General features: G+C 30.7%; 17 protein-coding genes. 8 read left to right on the top strand and 9 right to left on the bottom strand.

Translation table 11 applies throughout. From position 1 onward, the window contains the following. Nucleotides 1-76: 76 nt before the first annotated feature. On the top strand, nucleotides 77-955 hold the full coding sequence (locus C8N27_RS07600; RefSeq protein WP_121146881.1) for an FKBP-type peptidyl-prolyl cis-trans isomerase: 879 nt from the start codon (nucleotides 77-79) through the stop codon (nucleotides 953-955). Between the two features lie 73 nt (nucleotides 956-1,028). Here C8N27_RS07600 and C8N27_RS07595 read toward each other — a convergent pair whose 3' ends face one another. The 5 genes from C8N27_RS07595 to smpB all read right to left on the bottom strand — a co-directional run bounded on the left by C8N27_RS07595 (nucleotide 1,029) and on the right by smpB (nucleotide 4,666). Continuing rightward, nucleotides 1,029-1,637 carry a porin family protein gene (locus C8N27_RS07595; RefSeq protein ID WP_121146880.1) on the bottom strand — a complete coding sequence of 203 codons (609 nt, stop codon included), beginning with the start codon at nucleotides 1,635-1,637 and terminating at the stop codon, nucleotides 1,029-1,031. Between the two features lie 101 nt (nucleotides 1,638-1,738). Then, complete coding sequence (locus C8N27_RS07590; protein ID WP_121146879.1) at nucleotides 1,739-2,689, bottom strand: transketolase family protein; 951 nt, start codon at nucleotides 2,687-2,689, stop codon at nucleotides 1,739-1,741. A 54-nt stretch (nucleotides 2,690-2,743) separates the two neighbouring features. Continuing rightward, nucleotides 2,744-3,325, bottom strand: coding sequence for a Maf family nucleotide pyrophosphatase (locus tag C8N27_RS07585; protein ID WP_121146878.1), 582 nt, complete (start codon nucleotides 3,323-3,325; stop codon nucleotides 2,744-2,746). Further along, on the bottom strand, nucleotides 3,312-4,208 hold the full coding sequence (locus C8N27_RS07580) for a YwiC-like family protein (RefSeq protein WP_121146877.1): 897 nt from the start codon (nucleotides 4,206-4,208) through the stop codon (nucleotides 3,312-3,314). Before C8N27_RS07580 ends, C8N27_RS07585 begins: the two co-directional genes overlap by 14 nt. After that, on the bottom strand, nucleotides 4,208-4,666 hold the full coding sequence (smpB, locus tag C8N27_RS07575; RefSeq protein ID WP_099214355.1) for an SsrA-binding protein SmpB: 459 nt from the start codon (nucleotides 4,664-4,666) through the stop codon (nucleotides 4,208-4,210). The genes C8N27_RS07580 and smpB overlap by 1 nt, the downstream gene beginning before the upstream one ends. 122 nt (nucleotides 4,667-4,788) lie before the next feature. Between smpB and C8N27_RS07570 the strand changes: the two genes are divergently transcribed. Both C8N27_RS07570 and C8N27_RS07565 read left to right on the top strand, forming a co-directional pair. Beyond that, nucleotides 4,789-5,424: an OmpW/AlkL family protein gene (locus C8N27_RS07570; protein ID WP_121146876.1), complete on the top strand. Its 636-nt coding sequence runs from the start codon at nucleotides 4,789-4,791 to the stop codon at nucleotides 5,422-5,424. A 133-nt stretch (nucleotides 5,425-5,557) separates the two neighbouring features. Beyond that, on the top strand, nucleotides 5,558-6,286 hold the full coding sequence (locus tag C8N27_RS07565) for a DUF6503 family protein (RefSeq protein WP_121146875.1): 729 nt from the start codon (nucleotides 5,558-5,560) through the stop codon (nucleotides 6,284-6,286). Nucleotides 6,287-6,366: 80 nt separating this feature from the next. Here the strand turns inward: C8N27_RS07565 and C8N27_RS07560 are convergent, their stop codons facing one another. Together C8N27_RS07560 and clpB are read right to left on the bottom strand one after the other, a co-directional pair. Beyond that, nucleotides 6,367-6,795, bottom strand: a complete 429-nt coding sequence (locus tag C8N27_RS07560; protein ID WP_099214358.1) for an Hsp20/alpha crystallin family protein — start codon at nucleotides 6,793-6,795, stop codon at nucleotides 6,367-6,369. 141 nt (nucleotides 6,796-6,936) lie between these two features. Next, a complete protein-coding gene (gene clpB / locus C8N27_RS07555) occupies nucleotides 6,937-9,540 on the bottom strand; it encodes an ATP-dependent chaperone ClpB (protein ID WP_121146874.1) in 2,604 nt (867 codons plus the stop codon). Nucleotides 9,541-9,696: 156 nt separating this feature from the next. On the opposite strand from clpB, the gene ytxJ reads away from it, so the two are divergent. Both ytxJ and C8N27_RS07545 read left to right on the top strand, forming a co-directional pair. Beyond that, the gene (gene ytxJ, locus C8N27_RS07550) at nucleotides 9,697-10,089 is read left to right on the top strand and encodes a bacillithiol system redox-active protein YtxJ (protein WP_099214360.1); all 393 of its coding nucleotides are present in this window, start codon (nucleotides 9,697-9,699) and stop codon (nucleotides 10,087-10,089) included. A 70-nt stretch (nucleotides 10,090-10,159) separates the two neighbouring features. Next, nucleotides 10,160-11,716, top strand: a complete 1,557-nt coding sequence (locus tag C8N27_RS07545; protein ID WP_121146873.1) for a DEAD/DEAH box helicase — start codon at nucleotides 10,160-10,162, stop codon at nucleotides 11,714-11,716. A gap of 3 nt (nucleotides 11,717-11,719) precedes the next feature. Here the strand turns inward: C8N27_RS07545 and C8N27_RS07540 are convergent, their stop codons facing one another. Continuing rightward, the gene (locus C8N27_RS07540) at nucleotides 11,720-12,277 is read right to left on the bottom strand and encodes a Crp/Fnr family transcriptional regulator (RefSeq protein ID WP_121146872.1); all 558 of its coding nucleotides are present in this window, start codon (nucleotides 12,275-12,277) and stop codon (nucleotides 11,720-11,722) included. A 91-nt stretch (nucleotides 12,278-12,368) separates the two neighbouring features. Here C8N27_RS07540 and C8N27_RS07535 point away from each other — a divergent pair, with 91 nt between their 5' ends. Both C8N27_RS07535 and C8N27_RS07530 read left to right on the top strand, forming a co-directional pair. Continuing rightward, nucleotides 12,369-12,944, top strand: a complete 576-nt coding sequence (locus tag C8N27_RS07535; RefSeq protein ID WP_099214363.1) for an HD domain-containing protein — start codon at nucleotides 12,369-12,371, stop codon at nucleotides 12,942-12,944. Nucleotides 12,945-12,953: 9 nt separating this feature from the next. Then, nucleotides 12,954-14,126, top strand: a complete 1,173-nt coding sequence (locus C8N27_RS07530; protein WP_121146871.1) for an MFS transporter — start codon at nucleotides 12,954-12,956, stop codon at nucleotides 14,124-14,126. 44 nt (nucleotides 14,127-14,170) lie between these two features. Here C8N27_RS07530 and fahA read toward each other — a convergent pair whose 3' ends face one another. Then, nucleotides 14,171-15,451, bottom strand: coding sequence for a fumarylacetoacetase (gene fahA, locus C8N27_RS07525; protein ID WP_121146870.1), 1,281 nt, complete (start codon nucleotides 15,449-15,451; stop codon nucleotides 14,171-14,173). Nucleotides 15,452-15,619: 168 nt separating this feature from the next. Between fahA and glyA the strand changes: the two genes are divergently transcribed. Next, nucleotides 15,620-16,894 carry a serine hydroxymethyltransferase gene (gene glyA / locus C8N27_RS07520; protein ID WP_099214366.1) on the top strand — a complete coding sequence of 425 codons (1,275 nt, stop codon included), beginning with the start codon at nucleotides 15,620-15,622 and terminating at the stop codon, nucleotides 16,892-16,894. Nucleotides 16,895-16,932: the final 38 nt, after the last annotated feature.

Genomic DNA, 16,932 nt, shown 5'->3' with positions numbered 1-16,932 from the left:
AAAAGTTAATTTTTATCGTTTCGTTTTTTACAAAGGTATAAAAATGGTAAATTGCGCGTTAAAATTTCTGAATTAAATGATAAAATTTAAACATTTACTTTGTACTGCCATTGTAGGTACTCTTTTGTATGCTTGTGGAAGTGATAGCAACTCACCCGTTGATAATTTTGACCATGAGGCACAAGCTATAATTGATAATGACTCTTTGGTTGCATTTTTGAAGAGCAACTATTATAATGAGGTTTTAGATTCAGTTAAGCCTATTACCAATAATGAAACATCATTATTTGATGATGTTAAGTTAGTGACTAAAGAAGTAACTGAAAATGATATTAATTATAAACTTTATTACTATGTAAATAGAGTAGGTACTCCAGAAGAGGATAAAGGTTTTCCAACAGTAATGGACTCTGTTTATGCTAAATATAGAGGACAACGAATCATTAGAAAAGACAGTTTAAGTCCAGATTTTGATAAAAACACTACTTGGTTTTCTTTAAATAATGTTATTAGAGGTTGGACTTATAGTTTTGTTCATTTTAAAGGAGGAGATAATATTACAGTTGACAATGAGCCAATTGATTATGCAAACGGAGGTAAAGGAATTTTATTTATCCCTTCTGGACTTGGGTATAGAAATACTGGAAGTAGAGATGGTTCAATTGGACCAAATCAAAATTTAATATTTTATTTTGAACTTTGGGATATAATAGCTGATACTGATGATGATCAAGATGGTGTAGCCACAATAAAAGAAGATTTAGATGGTGATGGAAATCCTAGAAATGATGATACAGACGGAGACGGTGTGCCTAATTATTTAGATACTGATGATGACGGTGATGGTGTTTTATCAAAAGATGAGGATAAAAATGGAGACGGAAACCCAGCAAATGACTTTAGTGATCCAAATAAACCTAATGTTCCTGATTATTTAAATAGAGATATTTTTTAGGTATAAAAAAGTATAAATAAAAAAACCGAAGTTTAAAACTTCGGTTTTTTTATTCTTAAAACTTCAAGAGCTTTTAGAATCTATATGATAAACCTACAATAATTTGATTAACACGAGTATCAAAATTTACGTTTCCCACATTAACATTAGAATCTACAAATTCAGCTTCAGTATCTGATAAAGCTCTTTCCCAACGTACATCTAATCCTAATTTACCAAGCTCAACACCAGCACCTAATTGTAATCCAACAGAAAAACCATCAGAGTCTACTTGTTTAAGGTCTTCAATATCAAAATCAGAATCTAAAATATACTGAAAAGAAGGTCCTGCAAAAACATGTCCTACCTTTAAAAAGTTAAATCCTAATAAAACAGGAACGTCTATTTTTTGAATATCATAAGTTGTTACTGTAGCGGTAGGCTTATATTGAACTTCGTTACTTAATTGCGTATATACCAATTCAGGTCTAATATATAAACCTGTAGTAGGTAATTTTATACGTAACCAAGCACCAGCGTGAAAACCTGTTTTGCTTTTTGCTCCACCAAAGACGTCGTCTTTTACATCAGAAAAAGAATCAGAGTTGTAGTTGATACCACCTTTTAGACCTCCTTGAATTTGGCTTTGTGCTAATTGAGAGCCTCCTATTAGAAGGCATAAAATAAAAATTGCTTTTTTCATTGTTATGAATTTACACTGTTAAATATTTACTTTTTTATATAAAAAAATACATCACTTTAAACTTAAAAAGTGATGTATTTATTGTTTGGTTGTTTATATTCTTATTTTCTAGAAATAACTTTTTCAACTGCTTTTACTATAGCTTCATCATTTAAACCATATTTTTTCATTAATTGATCTGGAGTAGCAGATTCTCCAAAACTATCATTTACAGCAACAAATTCTTGTGGAGTAGGTGTGTTAGTAGCTAAACAGCGAGCAACACTTTCTCCTAAACCTCCATATTTATTATGTTCTTCAGCTGTAACTACACATCCTGTTTTAGCAACAGATTTTAAAATAGCTTTTTCATCTAATGGCTTGATTGTATGAATGTTTATTACTTCAGCAGAAATACCTTTAGCGTCTAATTGCTCAGCAGCTTGTAAGGCTTCCCAAACTAAATGACCAGTAGCAACAATGGTAACATCATTACCTTCGGTAAGTTGAATAGCTTTTCCTATTTCAAAAGGTTGTTCGGTCATAAATACTGGTACTTTTGGGCGCCCAAAACGTAAATATACAGGGCCTTCATGTTCTGCAATTGCTAAAGTTGCAGCTTTAGTTTGACTATAATCACAAGTATTTATTACAGTCATTCCTGGCAACATTTTCATTAATCCAATATCTTCTAAAATTTGGTGTGTTGCTCCGTCTTCACCTAAAGTTAAGCCAGCGTGAGAAGCACAAATTTTTACGTTTTTATCAGAATAAGCAACTGATTGACGAATTTGGTCATAAACTCTACCAGTTGAAAAGTTAGCAAATGTACCTGTAAAAGGAATTTTCCCTCCAATTGTTAATCCAGCAGCAATTCCTATCATGTTTGCTTCAGCAATTCCTACTTGATAAAAACGCTCAGGGTGGTTTTTGGCAAATTCATTCATTTTTAATGAGCCAGTTAAATCAGCACATAAAGCTACAACATTAGGGTTCTTTTGTCCTAATTCAGTTAAACCATCACCAAATCCAGAACGGGTATCTTTTTTTTCAGTATAAGTATATTTTTTCATCAGTTTGTGTTGTGTAAATACGCGTCAAAAATAATCTTTTATATAGATGTAAAGCTACAATTTTGATAATTCTTTGTAAAGTTTATGAACAGGAAATCCCATGACATTAAAATAACTCCCTTCAATTTTAGTAATTCCTATTTTACCTATCCATTCTTGTATACCATAGGCTCCAGCTTTATCAAAAGGTTTATAAGTGTTTATATAGTAGTCAATTTCTTCGTCCAATAATTCCCTAAAATTAACAAAGGTAGTATCATTCACCGTTTTTTGAAATGATTTACTAGTAATACATATAGAAGTAATAACCTCATGTTTGTTATTAGATATCTCTTTAAGCATTTGAAATGCTTCTTCATAGTTTTTAGGTTTTCCTAAAGCTCTTTTGTTTATCCATACTATGGTGTCAGACGTTATTAACAACTCGTTTTCTTTTAACTCTTTTTTGAAGGGAGTAGCTTTCAAATCAGCTAAAAAATCAGTTATTTCCGAATGTTTTAGTTCTTCAGAGTAGATTTCTTCCACTTCCTTTGTTTTAATAGAAAAAGGAATGTCTAAACTTTTTATTAATTCTTGTCTTCTAGGTGAATTTGAAGCAAGAATAATGGAGTATTTTGATAGTTTAGTTGATAACATATTTTATATAATAACCTATGGTAGGAACACTTAAGAGGGCTAAAAGGAAATTAATGTAACTAATTTTATGCAAAGCATTATAGTCTTTAGCTTCAGAAGCTAGCATTAATCGGTAAATAAAGTATAACTCAGGAATTGTTCCTAGTAACATAATTGTTGAGAAAATGAACTTGTTTTTAATAAAAGCAATTGCTATTGAAAATACAAATAAGCAACCTATTATAGAGAGCATTAAAGCAATATTTTTTGCCCTTTTTCGTCCTAATAAAACAGGAAGGGTATTTTGTTTATTTAAATTATCTTGATTTACGTTAATAATATCAATAATTATTTCAACTACGATATTACTCAAAAAAGAAATGGTTACATAACCAATAGTTATTAGTTGAAGATCGTAAAATAACTCCCATTGCTCTATCGATAAATTAAGAGGAAAATCAAACCACCAAAGAGTAAGTAGTGCAAAAGGTTTTAAAAAAGACGTAACAATGTTACTAAAAAAAGTTTTTTGAGTGTTATTTTTAGAATATAGGTATACAACAATAGGACAAGCTATAAATATAAGTCCGTACCAAGCTTTATTTACTTTTATTGATAGGTATAGCCCCACTATAATACCTGCTAACATTAAGTAAATAGATAGTTTTTTTACTCTTTGTAAAGGGAGTCTAGTTTTTTTTTGCGTATTTCTAAAGAAAAAGCTTGTTAAGTAGCCTGATGCTAATAAAAAAGCACTGGAAATTGATAGTAGCCCTAAATCAAGAAAAGAAAGAGTAGTTTTAAAGCCATAACCGTGTAAAAATGAGAACTTAAATAAGAATAGGATAAAAATAAAGTATATAATTTTTTTCCACTTTATAATATTTAAAAAAGTATCATTCATTAATTATAAGCCTTTTTAATTCGGGCTAAATCACGTTTATTATCACGATCTTTAATACTTTGTCTTTTATCGTGGGTTTTCTTTCCTTTAGCAAGAGCAATATCTAGTTTTGCCCAACCATTCTCATTAATAAATAAGCGTAATGGAACGATTGTACTACCTTTAGCTTCAACTTCTTTTTCTAGTTTTTTTAATTCACGTTTATTTAATAATAAACGACGCTCACTTTTAGGTTTGTGGTTATAATGGTTTCCAAAAGCATATTCTTCAATATACATGTTTACCACAAAAAGCTCTCCTTTGTCATTGAATTCACAAAAACTTTCAGTAATTCTAGCCTTACTTTGTCTTATAGATTTAATTTCAGTACCAGTAAGTTGAATTCCTGCTGTGTATTTATCTATTATCTCGTATTCGAAACGAGCTTTTTTATTCTGTATGTTGATCTTTTTTTGCATAAAATAGAACACAAATATAACTATAATTTTAAGTTGTTAAATAAAATTATTAAGCTATGATTTAAGTCATGTTTTATGGGAGGAGCGGAATGTAATTTTGCTTAAAATTTAAACTTATAATCATGAAAAAAATAATATTAAGTATTGTATTAGGAACATTATTTTTTAGTAATGTAAATGCTCAGGAAACTACTAAGACAAATGATTTTAAAAAATGGCAAGCTCGCTTTAGGTGGGTAAGTGTTTTACCTAATGAATCAGCAACAATTGGTACTATTGGAGGAGATGTTGAAATAGGTAAAAGTTTTATCCCTGAACTTGATTTTACGTACTATTTTACTGAAAATATTGCAGCTGAATTAATTTTAGGTACAGCAAACCATGATGTAAAAGCAGTAAATACAGCTTTAGGAAACGTTAATTTAGGAGATGTATGGTTATTACCTCCAACATTAACACTACAATATCATTTTAATATAAGTGACTTTAAACCTTATGTGGGAGCTGGTGTTAATTATACTATTTTTTATAATGCTGATCCAGGAGCAGTAGTAGATGTAGATTATGAAAATGGTTTTGGGTATGCACTACAATTAGGTTTTGACTATGATTTAGATGATACTTGGTTTTTAAACATAGATGCTAAGTATATTGGATTAAGTACTGATGTTTCTGTTAATGCAGGTATAGCAACAGTACCAGCAGAAGTAGATATTAATCCTTTACTTATTGGTTTTGGTGTAGGTATGAGGTTTTAATCAATAAATTATAATCCCCTTTTTTAGAGCTACGTAATTGTAGCTCTATTTTTTTGTGTAAAACTTAACAATTAAAATTAATGAATACGTGTAAATTTGTTAGCTAATAAACGACGAATACAAACAAAATTATATGCGACATTTATACATTTTTCTGCTATTATTAATGGTTTCGTGTAAACCAAAATTTACTGCTCAAGAAATAATTGATAAGTCAATAGAACATTCTAAGTTGAATGAAATAGAGAATGCTACTATATCTTTTAATTTTAGAAAAAATCACTACGAAGCGACTAGAGATAAAGGGACTTTTAAACTAGTTAGAGTTATAAAAAATGATTCCGTAACAATAAAGGATATATTGTCAAATGATGCTTTTGAACGATTTGTGAGCGATAGTTTAATAGAGTTATCTAAAAAAGATGAAAATCGTTATAGTAACTCCGTAAATTCAGTTCATTATTTTTCAGTTTTACCCATTGGATTAAATGACAAAGCTGTTCAAAAAAAGCTACTTGAAGACGTTACTATTAAAGGAAAACAATATCATAAAATTAGAGTTACTTTTACAGAAGAGGGTGGAGGAGAAGATTTTGATGATGTATTTATCTATTGGTTTGCTAAAGATAACTTTCAATTGGATTATTTAGCGTACAAATACCATACAAATGGAGGAGGAGTACGCTTTAGAGATGTGAAAGAAGAAAAAATAGTGAAAGGAATTCGTTTTGTAGACTATAATAATTACAAGCCTTTAGATAAAGATATTGATTTTTACACTATTGATAAATTATACGAAGAAGGTAAATTGAAAAAATTATCTGAAATCGTTTTAGAAGATATACAAGTAGATACTTTTTAGTAACGAAAAGCTATAGAAAACCGAGTGACTTTTTAAGAACACTCGGTTTTTTAATTTAAAAAAGATATTATAAAATTAACTTATTCAACCGTAATTAGTTTTGCAGGTTTAGGTTTTGCGGTTTCTAATTTTGGAATATTAATTTTTAGCTCGCCATTTTTATAGGTAGCTTTAATCTTTTCACTATCAACAATACCTTTAGGTAGTGTAAAACTTCTTCTAAACGACATATAGCTATATTCTTTTCGTGTATAGTTGTCGTTCGTATCTTCTTTATTCTCTTTTCTTTCTGATGAAATAGTTAGAATATCATTTTCAAGGTTTACTTGAAAATCCTCCTTATTCATACCAGGAGCAGCTACATCAACTGTAAACTCGTTTTCATTTTCTTTAATGTTTACAGCTGGTAATGTAGTGTTTGTGTCCGAGAAATTTGAAGTAGACCAGTCTCTAAAAAAATCATTAAAGACATTTGGTAATGCTGGAAAATCAGTGCTCTTTAATAACATAACTTTACATTTATTTAGTTAAACATTAATTTTAATAATTATAGCTCAAAAAAAATACCAATTAAAAAAAGTGACATTTTTTCATTTAAAACAATGAAAAAATGTCACTTTATGTATTGATTTATAGTTGTTTACACAGGGTTAGTTCTCCACTAAATCAGATTGATTTCTAAAGACTAATTTATCATCAAAAGCATCTAGTAAAATAATACTATCTGTAGTTATTCTTCCTGATAATATTTCTTTAGATAATTGATTTAAAACCTCTTTTTGAATTACACGTTTTACAGGACGCGCACCAAATTCGGGTTGATACCCTTTTATTGCTAAGTAAGCAATAGCTTCATCAGTAGCATCAAAAGTTATGTTTTGTTTTGCAATCATCTTTTTAACACTAGTCAATTGTAATTTTACAATTTCTTTAATGTTATCTTCAGATAAAGGAGTGAACATAATAATATCATCAATCCTATTTAAAAATTCAGGTCTTACGGATTGTTTTAATAACCCTAAAACTTCTGTTTTTGCTAAGTCCATAGTTGTATGAATGTCTCCTTTCATATTATCAAACTTCTCTTGAATAATATGGCTTCCCATATTAGAGGTCATAATAATAATAGTATTCTTAAAATCAGCAGCACGCCCTTTATTATCAGTTAATCTACCTTCGTCTAATACTTGTAGTAAGATATTAAAAGTATCAGGATGCGCTTTTTCAATCTCATCTAACAATACAACCGAATACGGTTTTCTCCTAACAGCTTCAGTTAATTGCCCACCTTCATCATAACCAACATACCCAGGAGGTGCTCCAACTAATCTACTTACCGAATGACGTTCTTGGTATTCACTCATGTCAATACGAGTCATAGCATTTTCATCATCAAATAAATATTCAGCAAGTGCTTTTGCTAACTCAGTTTTACCAACTCCTGTTGTACCTAGGAATAAGAAAGAACCAATAGGTTTGTTAGGATTTTGTAATCCTGATCTTGAACGACGTACAGCATCAGAAACCGCTTCGATTGCTTCTTCTTGACCAACTACACGTTTGTGTAACTCATCTTCTAATTGTAATAGCTTTTCACGTTCTGACTGTAACATTTTAGTAACAGGAACTCCTGTCCATTTAGCTACAACTTCAGCAATATCATCATAAGTAACTTCTTCTTTAATTAAAGAGTTTTCTTGTTGACTAGCTAAAACTTCTTGTTTTTTGTCAAGTTCTTCTTGAGCATCTTTAATCTTACCATAACGCAATTCAGCTACTTTACCATAATCACCATTACGTTCAGCTTTTTCAGCTTCAAGTTTATAGTTTTCAATATCAGTTTTTAAGTTCTGAATGGAATCTACAACACTTTTTTCTGATTGCCACTTAGCATTAATTTCATTACGTTCTTCCTTTAAATTAGCTAAATCAGCATTTAAAGATTTTAATTTAGTTTCATCATTTTCACGTTTAATCGCTTCAATTTCAATTTCTAATTGCATTACTTTACGATCTAGTACATCTAATTCTTCTGGTTTCGAATTGATTTCCATACGTAATTTAGAAGCTGCTTCATCCATTAAATCAATCGCCTTATCTGGTAAAAAACGATTAGTAATGTAACGTTGAGACAATTCTACAGCACCAATAATAGCATCATCTTTAATACGAACTTTGTGGTGTGCTTCATATTTATCTTTAATACCACGTAAAATAGAAATAGCACTCTCTGTATCTGGTTCGTCTACCATTACTTTTTGAAAACGACGCTCTAAGGCTTTATCTTTTTCAAAATACTTTTGGTATTCGTCCAGTGTTGTAGCTCCAATAGCTCTTAGCTCTCCACGAGCTAAAGCTGGTTTTAAAATATTAGCAGCATCCATTGCTCCTTGACCGCCACCAGCACCAACTAGGGTGTGAATTTCGTCAATGAACAATACAATGTCTCCTTCAGATTTTGTAACTTCTTTTACTACAGATTTTAAGCGTTCTTCAAACTCTCCTTTATATTTAGCTCCAGCAATTAAAGCTCCCATATCTAAAGAGAAAATTTGTTTTTCCTTTAAGTTTTCAGGAACATCACCTCGAATAATTCGGTGTGCTAAACCTTCAGCAATTGCTGTTTTACCTGTACCCGGTTCACCAACTAGAATAGGGTTATTTTTAGTTCTACGAGATAAAATTTGTAATAAACGTCTAATCTCCTCATCACGACCAATTACTGGGTCTAATTTTCCGTCTTGTGCTAACTGGTTTAAGTTTTTAGCATATTTGTTTAAAGAGTTGTATGTTTCTTCGGCACTTTGTGATGTTACACGATTTCCTTTACGTAACTCTTCAATAGCTGCTTTTAAACTTTTTTCAGTAACACCTTGGTCTTTTAATACTTGTGCTATTTGACTTTTAGATTTAAAAATAGCTAAGATTAAATGTTCAATAGATACGTACTCATCGTTCATTTTTTTTGCGATGATAGCCGCTTCGTTTAGTGTTTTATTAGCTTCACGAGAAAGCATTAAATCGGCACCAGTAACTTTAGAAAAACTTTCTAATTGTTTATCTAATACCTGCTGTATAACATCAACATTAATGTTAAGTTTCTTTAAAATGAAAGGAAGTACATTTTCATCGACTAAAAATAAAGCTTTGAAAATGTGTTCATTTTCTATAAGGTTGTTACCATAACTTTGCGCTAATTGTTGCGCTTGCTGTATGGTTTCTTGTGATTTTATTGTATAATTGTTAAAATTCATATCGTTTTTATTTTTTTCTCTATAAAAGTCAAATTCAGTACCAATTGATTTTTTTAGTAAAAAAGAGACATTTTGTCTTTAAAAATGAGTTTTTTATGACTTTTTGACTGGTGTATAGATAGTTAAGAGTAATTATGTTATTAAAGTAAGGATTTTATGGGAGTATTAAGTACTATTTTAGGAAGAAAAAACAGAAATAAAAAAGAGGAAGAATCGTTTATCAATTGGATTCCTTTAACATCGTTAGATCAAATAAAGGAGATAAAAGAACTATCTAAAAATGAACCCGTAGCTATTTTTAAACATTCAACAAGATGTGGTATAAGTAGTATGGTAATTAAACGTTTTGTAAATAGTTTTGATGAAGAGTTAAAAGATTTTAAAGTGTACTATCTTGACTTACTTAGTTATAGAGATATTTCTAATGAAATAGGATACACTTTCCAAGTTTTACACCAATCTCCTCAACTGTTGGTAGTTAAAAAAGGAGAAGTAATTTCACATGCTTCTCATTATGATATTGCTCATATAAATTTGAAGAATTTTTAAAAAAGATGCCATTTTTAATGGGATTTCCTTAAATACCTCGTATTTTTGCATATTTCAAAATTATAGAGATTTGAGTAACGAAACAGCAACTTCACAACCAAAGAAAGGAAAAAATCTATACGATTATCAAAAAGAAGCATTGCACAAAATTTTCAAAAGTTTTGAGAATGCCCCCGAAAATTACCATTTACTTTATCAACTACCTACAGGAGGAGGAAAGACAGTTATTTTCTCTGAAATTACACGTCAATACTTAAAACATTATCAAAAGAAAGTTTTGATAATGACGCACCGAATAGAATTGTGTAAACAAACAGCAAAAATGCTTAAAGAGTTTGGTGTTGTAAATAAAATTATAGACAGTAAAGCAAGTTTGGATGACCAAGATGAGTTTGATTGCTTTGTGGCTATGGTTGAGACATTAAACAATCGTTTAAATGACGATATGTTAGATATTTCAGATGTTGGTTTAGTAATTATTGATGAGGCCCATTATAACTCATTTACCAAACTATTTAAGTTTTTTGATAAATCTTTTATACTAGGTGTAACAGCAACTCCTTTAAGTTCAAATATTAAACTTCCTATGAAGGACAATTATGATGAACTTATTGATGGAGAAAGTATTGGATCTTTAATTCAAAATGAATATTTAGCAAAAGCTAACATCTATTCTTACAATGTAGGATTAACTTCATTAGAAGTAGGAGCGAATGGTGATTATACCGTAAAATCATCAGAAGATTTATATACTAATACTGATATGCTTTCTAAGCTCTTACAAGCTTATGAAGAACGAGCAAAAGGAACTAAAACCTTAATTTTTAACAATGGTATTAATACATCATTACATGTATATGATACTTTTAAAAGAGCAGGGTACCCAATTGCACATTTAGACAATACGAACACTAAGAAAGAACGTGATTTTATCTTAAAGTGGTTCCATAAAACTCCTAATGCAATTATAACTTCGGTAAGTATCTTAACAACGGGGTTTGATGAACCATCTGTACAGTCAATTATTCTAAATAGAGCAACAAAATCGTTAACACTATACTACCAGATGATTGGTCGTGGTTCTCGTATTTTACCAGGAAAATCTGAGTTTAATGTAATTGACTTAGGTAATAACTTCCATCGTTTTGGACCTTGGGGAGCAGATTTAGATTGGCAAAAAATGTTTAGAGCACCAAATTTCTATTTAGATAATTTATTATCTGATGAAGAAATAGAAAGTGACTTTAAATATGAGCTCCCTGCAGATGTAAAAGCTGAGTTTGCAAATTCTGATGATTTATACTTTGATGTTAAAAAAGTATACAGAGATACCATACAAGGAGGAGAGTCTTCAAAAAGAGTATTAGAAAAATCAATAGAGCACCATGCTAAAATGTGTGTTGAAAACAGTGAAGATGTTTTTGATGCGTTAATCTTAGCTAAAAAGTTAGGAGGGGATATTGATGATAGAATTTTTAGGTACTCTAAATGTATTTCAAAAAGTACACATAATTTTATTGACTGGTTGCAAGATGACTACCGTAAAAAACTAAATAGTTATTTACGTAGTAATTTCGATGAAGTGTATGAGCAAATTCATGGTCATCCACCACCAGAAGAAGAATAAAACTTAAGATATATTTTTTAAAGCTCTATTAAGACTTCGAACAGTAATCCCCAAATAATTGGAGATATCATTCTTAGTGAATATATTTTCAAAGTTTGGACACAACTCTTTAAGTCTTATAAGATTAGCTTCGATAGAATAGGATTGCTGAAAAGAATGCCTTGGAGCTTTAAATCCAATTTTATTAGCCATAGATTTGATAACGAGTCTGTTAAAAACAGGGTCGTTATCAAGTAATGTGGTATAATGTATATGAGATATTCTATATACCTCCACATAATTGATAGCTTCAATAGAACAGTAACTTAAATTTCCAGAGAAAATTTCCAATTCTCCAAACTCCATACCTTCACTTAAAAATTCTTGAATAAAATCTTTTCCATTTTCATCAGATAGGTAACATTTGGTAATTCCTTTTTTGATAATATATAAATGATGGTATCTTTTGTTTTGTTGTAGAATAATACTTTTAGGAGGGTGCTTTTCTTTTTGAAAAAAATCAGGATGTCTTTCATTTATTTTTTCAACGTATTCTAAAAAATCAATATCAGTTCTAATCATTTTCAGGGTTGGGACAAATGTCCTTTTTTAAAATTCTTATTCTAAAGTTCTTTGCAAGGTAAAATTATATAATAAAATAGAATTGTAACTAATGAAGAATAGTTTATTGCAGCAAATTCAGTTTATCAAAGAAATAGACAAGTTAAAATACATCCAAAGAAAAACCAAGCTATTTGATAGTGATAGGTGTGAAAATGATGCCGAACATAGTTGGCATTTGGCTATAATGACTTTGGTATTAGCAGAACACAGCAATACAGAAATAGACATTTTAAAAGTTTTAAAAATGGTGTTGATTCATGATATAGTTGAAATCGACTCAGGAGATGTTTTTATTTTTGATACTTCAAAAGAACATAAAAACACCAAAGAAGAATTAAAAGCAGCGAAAAGAATTTTTGGTATACTTCCTGAAAATCAAGCACAGGAACTTATAAACCTATGGTTGGAATTTGAAGAAGGGATTACTAACGAAGCACAGTTTGCAAAAGCGATGGATCGTTTTGAGCCTATTTTACAAAATACTTCTAATAAAGGAGGTACTTGGAGAGAATTTATGGTTCCTAAAGAAAAGGTAATAGATAAAACAAAGAGTATCTCTAAAGGATCTGAAACAATATGGGATTATTCTCAAAATGAAATAGAATCAATATTTAATAAGTTTTAAATCGGAGGAATGAAAGTTTTACAAGCAACTCACCAAAGTATTTATACTACTCAATTTTTATTAATTTGTTTAAGCTCCTTATTTTTTTCTGCAAGTTATAATATGTTAATTCCAGAGCTACCAAGCTACTTAACAGGCTTAGGAGGAGCTGAATATAAAGGACTTATAATTGCATTGTTTACTTTAACTGCTGGATTATCAAGACCTTTTAGTGGTAAGTTAACTGATACTATAGGAAGAAAACCTGTATTAATTATTGGAGCTTTGGTTTGTGTAATAACAGGTATGTTTTATCCAATTTTAACTAGTGTTTCAGGATTCTTGTTTTTACGGTTATTACATGGCTTTTCTACAGGTTTTAGTCCTACAGCGATTGCTACTTATGTTTCTGATATTATTCCTTCTAACAGGTTAGGGGAGGCAATGGGAGTTCAAGGTTTATGCTTTAGTACAGGTTTGGCTTTAGGACCAGCTTTAGGTAGTTATGTAAAGCTGTTGACAAATTACAATGTATTGTTTTATAGTTCTTCTATAATGGCATTACTATCAATAGTATTGGTTTTTAAAGTACAAGAAACCTTACAAACAAAGCAAGCTTTTATGCTAAAAACACTTTTAATTTCTAAATCTGATGTTTTGGCGAAAGAGGCATTACTACCAGCCATGATTACTTTTGTTTCGTATTTAGGGTTTGGAGTAATACTTACGTTAATACCTGATTGGAGTGACCATTTAGGTATTATTAATAAAGGAACTTTTTTTATAGCATTTACTATAGCATCAGTTTTAGTAAGAATTATAGCAGGGAAAGTTTCGGATGTTTATGGGAGAAAATTTGTAATCATTATAGGGTTACTAATTTTAACATTAGCTTTAATTCTCTTAGGTAAATTTGAAAGTATTAATGGATTATTAGTTTCAGCAATATTATATGGTGTGGCTATGGGAATTTTATCACCTACCATTAATGCTTGGACCATTGATCTAAGTAAACCATCAACTAAAGGAAAGTCTATTGCTACTATGTATATTGCTTTAGAGGCAAGCATTGGTTTAGGAGCTCTTTTCTCTGGATGGTATTATAGTAACAATATAGCAAACATTCCTGTTATTTTTTATACTTGTTCATGCATAGTTGGTATGGGGTTTCTTTTTATGATATATATTAAAAAACCTCGCTAATTTTAGCGAGGTTTTAAATAGAATATAAAGGTTTTATATGTGTTCTATTCTTTAGCAGGTAAAACTTTACCAGAACATTCACCAAAACCAATACGGATTTTTTCATTTTTACAGTAACCGCGCATAATAACTGTATCGTTATCATTGATAAATTTACGTTCGCTACCATCGTTCATTTTAATAGGATTTTGACCTCTCCAAGTCAATTCTAACATAGATCCAAAGCTATCTTGAGTTGGTCCAGAAATAGTACCACTTCCCATCATATCACCTGCATTTACAGGGCATCCGTTTACCGTGTGATGCGCCAATTGTTGTACCATTGTCCAGTACATATACTTAAAGTTAGAGTTACAAACTACAGTTTCTTCTTTACCTTCTGGTTGAATAGCCATTTGTAAATTAATATCGTAACTGTCTTTTCCTTCTTTCTTTAAATAAGGTAAAGGCTCATAAACTTGCTCTGGGTTATCTACTCTAAAAGGCTCTAAAGCATCTAAAGTAACAATCCAAGGAGAAATTGTTGAAGCAAAATTCTTTCCTAAGAAAGGTCCTAAAGGAACATATTCCCAAGCTTGAATATCACGAGCAGACCAGTCATTAAATAATACTAATCCAAAGATATATTCTTCTGCTTCTTCAATAGGAATTCTGTCACCTAAATCGTTTGCTACAGTTGTAATAAACGCCATCTCTAATTCAAAATCTAATAATTTTGAAGGTCCAAAGTTAGGTGTAGTTTCTCCCTCACTAGGGCGTTGTTGTCCTATAGGACGACGAATAGGAGTTCCTGATGGTACAATTGAAGAACTTCTTCCATGGTAACCAATAGGAATTTGTAACCAGTTTGGTAATAAAGCATTTTCAGGATCTCTAAATAAGCTTCCTACATTGGTAGCATGTTCCTTACTTGCATAAAAATCGGTATAATCTCCTACAGAAACAGGAAGTTGCATTTCAACTTCATCCATTCTAAAGATTATCTTGTCTTTGTGTTCAGCGTTATCTCGTAGCTTACTATTTTTTACATCAAAAATATCAGCGATTCTATTACGAACTAAACGCCAAGTTTTGCGTCCATCAGCAATAAAATCGTTTAAGGTATCTTGTAAGAAAATATCATCAGTTAACGGAATTCCATCAAAATATCCTAATTGATGTAAGGCACCTAAATCAATCGCATAATCACCGATTCTTGTACCAATCGTTATAATATCATCTTTTGTAAGAAAAACCCCAAAAGGTATGTTTTGAATAGGAAAATCTGAGTTTTCAGCTACAGTTAACCAAGACTTTCTATTCGGGTTATTAGCAGTTATTTCCATTTATTGTTTTTGTTATATTTTCATCAAACCTACATATTTTTTTCAATTTACCCCAAAAAGATGAGTAAAAAAAATGTGAAAGTATTTTTGTAGATACTTCTTATAAAAACCATATAATTTGAATAATAAAATTAGTACTTTTGGCTACTTTATGTAACAACACACAACATGCAAAAAGATCATCAAATATTTGATTTAATTCAAGAAGAAAAAGAACGTCAACTACACGGTTTAGAGTTGATTGCTTCTGAAAATTTTGTAAGCGACCAAGTAATGGAAGCTCAAGGATCAGTTTTAACAAATAAATATGCTGAAGGATACCCAGGTAAACGTTATTATGGAGGGTGTGAAGTAGTAGATATCGTTGAGCAAATTGCGATTGATAGAGCTAAAGAATTATTTGGAGCTGAGTATGTAAACGTACAGCCACACTCTGGAAGTCAAGCAAATACAGCTGTTTTTGCAGCATGTTTACAACCAGGTGACACTATTTTAGGATTCGATTTATCTCATGGAGGTCACTTAACACATGGTTCACCAGTAAACTTTTCAGGAAAATTATACAATCCAGTATTTTATGGTGTAGATAAAGAAACTGGATATATAGATTATAATCACCTAGAGCAACAAGCTAAGGAACATAAGCCTAAATTAATTATTGCAGGTGCTTCTGCGTATTCTCGTGATATAGACTTTAAGAAGTTTAGAGAGATAGCAGATAGTGTTGGTGCTATTTTAATGGCTGATATTTCTCATCCAGCAGGATTAATTGCAAAAGGAATTTTATCTGATCCATTACCACACTGTCATATTGTTACTACAACAACTCACAAAACGTTACGTGGACCTCGTGGTGGAATGATTATGATTGGAAAAGATTTTGAAAATCCATTCGGATTAAAGTTAAAATCAGGAAAATTAAAGAAAATGTCAACTTTGATTAATTCTGCGGTTTTCCCAGGAAATCAAGGTGGACCATTAGAGCACGTTATTGCTGCAAAAGCAGTTGCTTTTGGTGAGGCTTTAACAGATGAGTTCTTAGAATATCAAATCCAAGTAAAAGAAAATGCACAAGCAATGGCAAAAGCATTTGTAGCTAAGGGATATGAAATAATCTCTGGAGGTACAGATAACCATTGTATGTTAATTGATTTACGTAACAAAAACATTACTGGTAAAGCTGCTGAAGATGCTTTAGGAAAAGCAGAAATTACGGTAAACAAAAATATGGTTCCTTTTGATACTGAATCACCATTTGTTACTTCTGGTATTCGTGTTGGTACTGCTGCAGTTACTACACGTGGTTTAAAAGAAGAAGATATGGAAGTAATTGTTGATTTAATCGATGAAGCTTTAATGAATGCAGATAACGAAGAAGTATTAGAGACAGTAGGAGAGAAGGTATATGATTTAATGCATAATAGACGTTTGTTTATTATGTAAAAGACAAGAGAATGTCTTTAAATAAATAAAAAAGGTCG

This window comes from Tenacibaculum discolor, from assembly GCF_003664185.1.
GTDB classification, from domain to species: domain Bacteria; phylum Bacteroidota; class Bacteroidia; order Flavobacteriales; family Flavobacteriaceae; genus Polaribacter; species Polaribacter discolor.
This window is presented reverse-complemented; position numbering and strand designations above follow the sequence as displayed.

Coding starts and splice junctions, on each gene's coding strand:
- C8N27_RS07600 (WP_121146881.1), top strand. CDS start 77: ATGATAAAATTTAAACATTTACTTTGTACTGCCATTGTAGGTACTCTT.
- C8N27_RS07595 (WP_121146880.1), bottom strand. CDS start 1,637: ATGAAAAAAGCAATTTTTATTTTATGCCTTCTAATAGGAGGCTCTCAA.
- C8N27_RS07590 (WP_121146879.1), bottom strand. CDS start 2,689: ATGAAAAAATATACTTATACTGAAAAAAAAGATACCCGTTCTGGATTT.
- C8N27_RS07585 (WP_121146878.1), bottom strand. CDS start 3,325: ATGTTATCAACTAAACTATCAAAATACTCCATTATTCTTGCTTCAAAT.
- C8N27_RS07580 (WP_121146877.1), bottom strand. CDS start 4,208: ATGAATGATACTTTTTTAAATATTATAAAGTGGAAAAAAATTATATAC.
- smpB (WP_099214355.1), bottom strand. CDS start 4,666: ATGCAAAAAAAGATCAACATACAGAATAAAAAAGCTCGTTTCGAATAC.
- C8N27_RS07570 (WP_121146876.1), top strand. CDS start 4,789: ATGAAAAAAATAATATTAAGTATTGTATTAGGAACATTATTTTTTAGT.
- C8N27_RS07565 (WP_121146875.1), top strand. CDS start 5,558: ATGCGACATTTATACATTTTTCTGCTATTATTAATGGTTTCGTGTAAA.
- C8N27_RS07560 (WP_099214358.1), bottom strand. CDS start 6,795: ATGTTATTAAAGAGCACTGATTTTCCAGCATTACCAAATGTCTTTAAT.
- clpB (WP_121146874.1), bottom strand. CDS start 9,540: ATGAATTTTAACAATTATACAATAAAATCACAAGAAACCATACAGCAA.
- ytxJ (WP_099214360.1), top strand. CDS start 9,697: ATGGGAGTATTAAGTACTATTTTAGGAAGAAAAAACAGAAATAAAAAA.
- C8N27_RS07540 (WP_121146872.1), bottom strand. CDS start 12,277: ATGATTAGAACTGATATTGATTTTTTAGAATACGTTGAAAAAATAAAT.
- C8N27_RS07535 (WP_099214363.1), top strand. CDS start 12,369: ATGAAGAATAGTTTATTGCAGCAAATTCAGTTTATCAAAGAAATAGAC.
- C8N27_RS07530 (WP_121146871.1), top strand. CDS start 12,954: ATGAAAGTTTTACAAGCAACTCACCAAAGTATTTATACTACTCAATTT.
- fahA (WP_121146870.1), bottom strand. CDS start 15,451: ATGGAAATAACTGCTAATAACCCGAATAGAAAGTCTTGGTTAACTGTA.
- glyA (WP_099214366.1), top strand. CDS start 15,620: ATGCAAAAAGATCATCAAATATTTGATTTAATTCAAGAAGAAAAAGAA.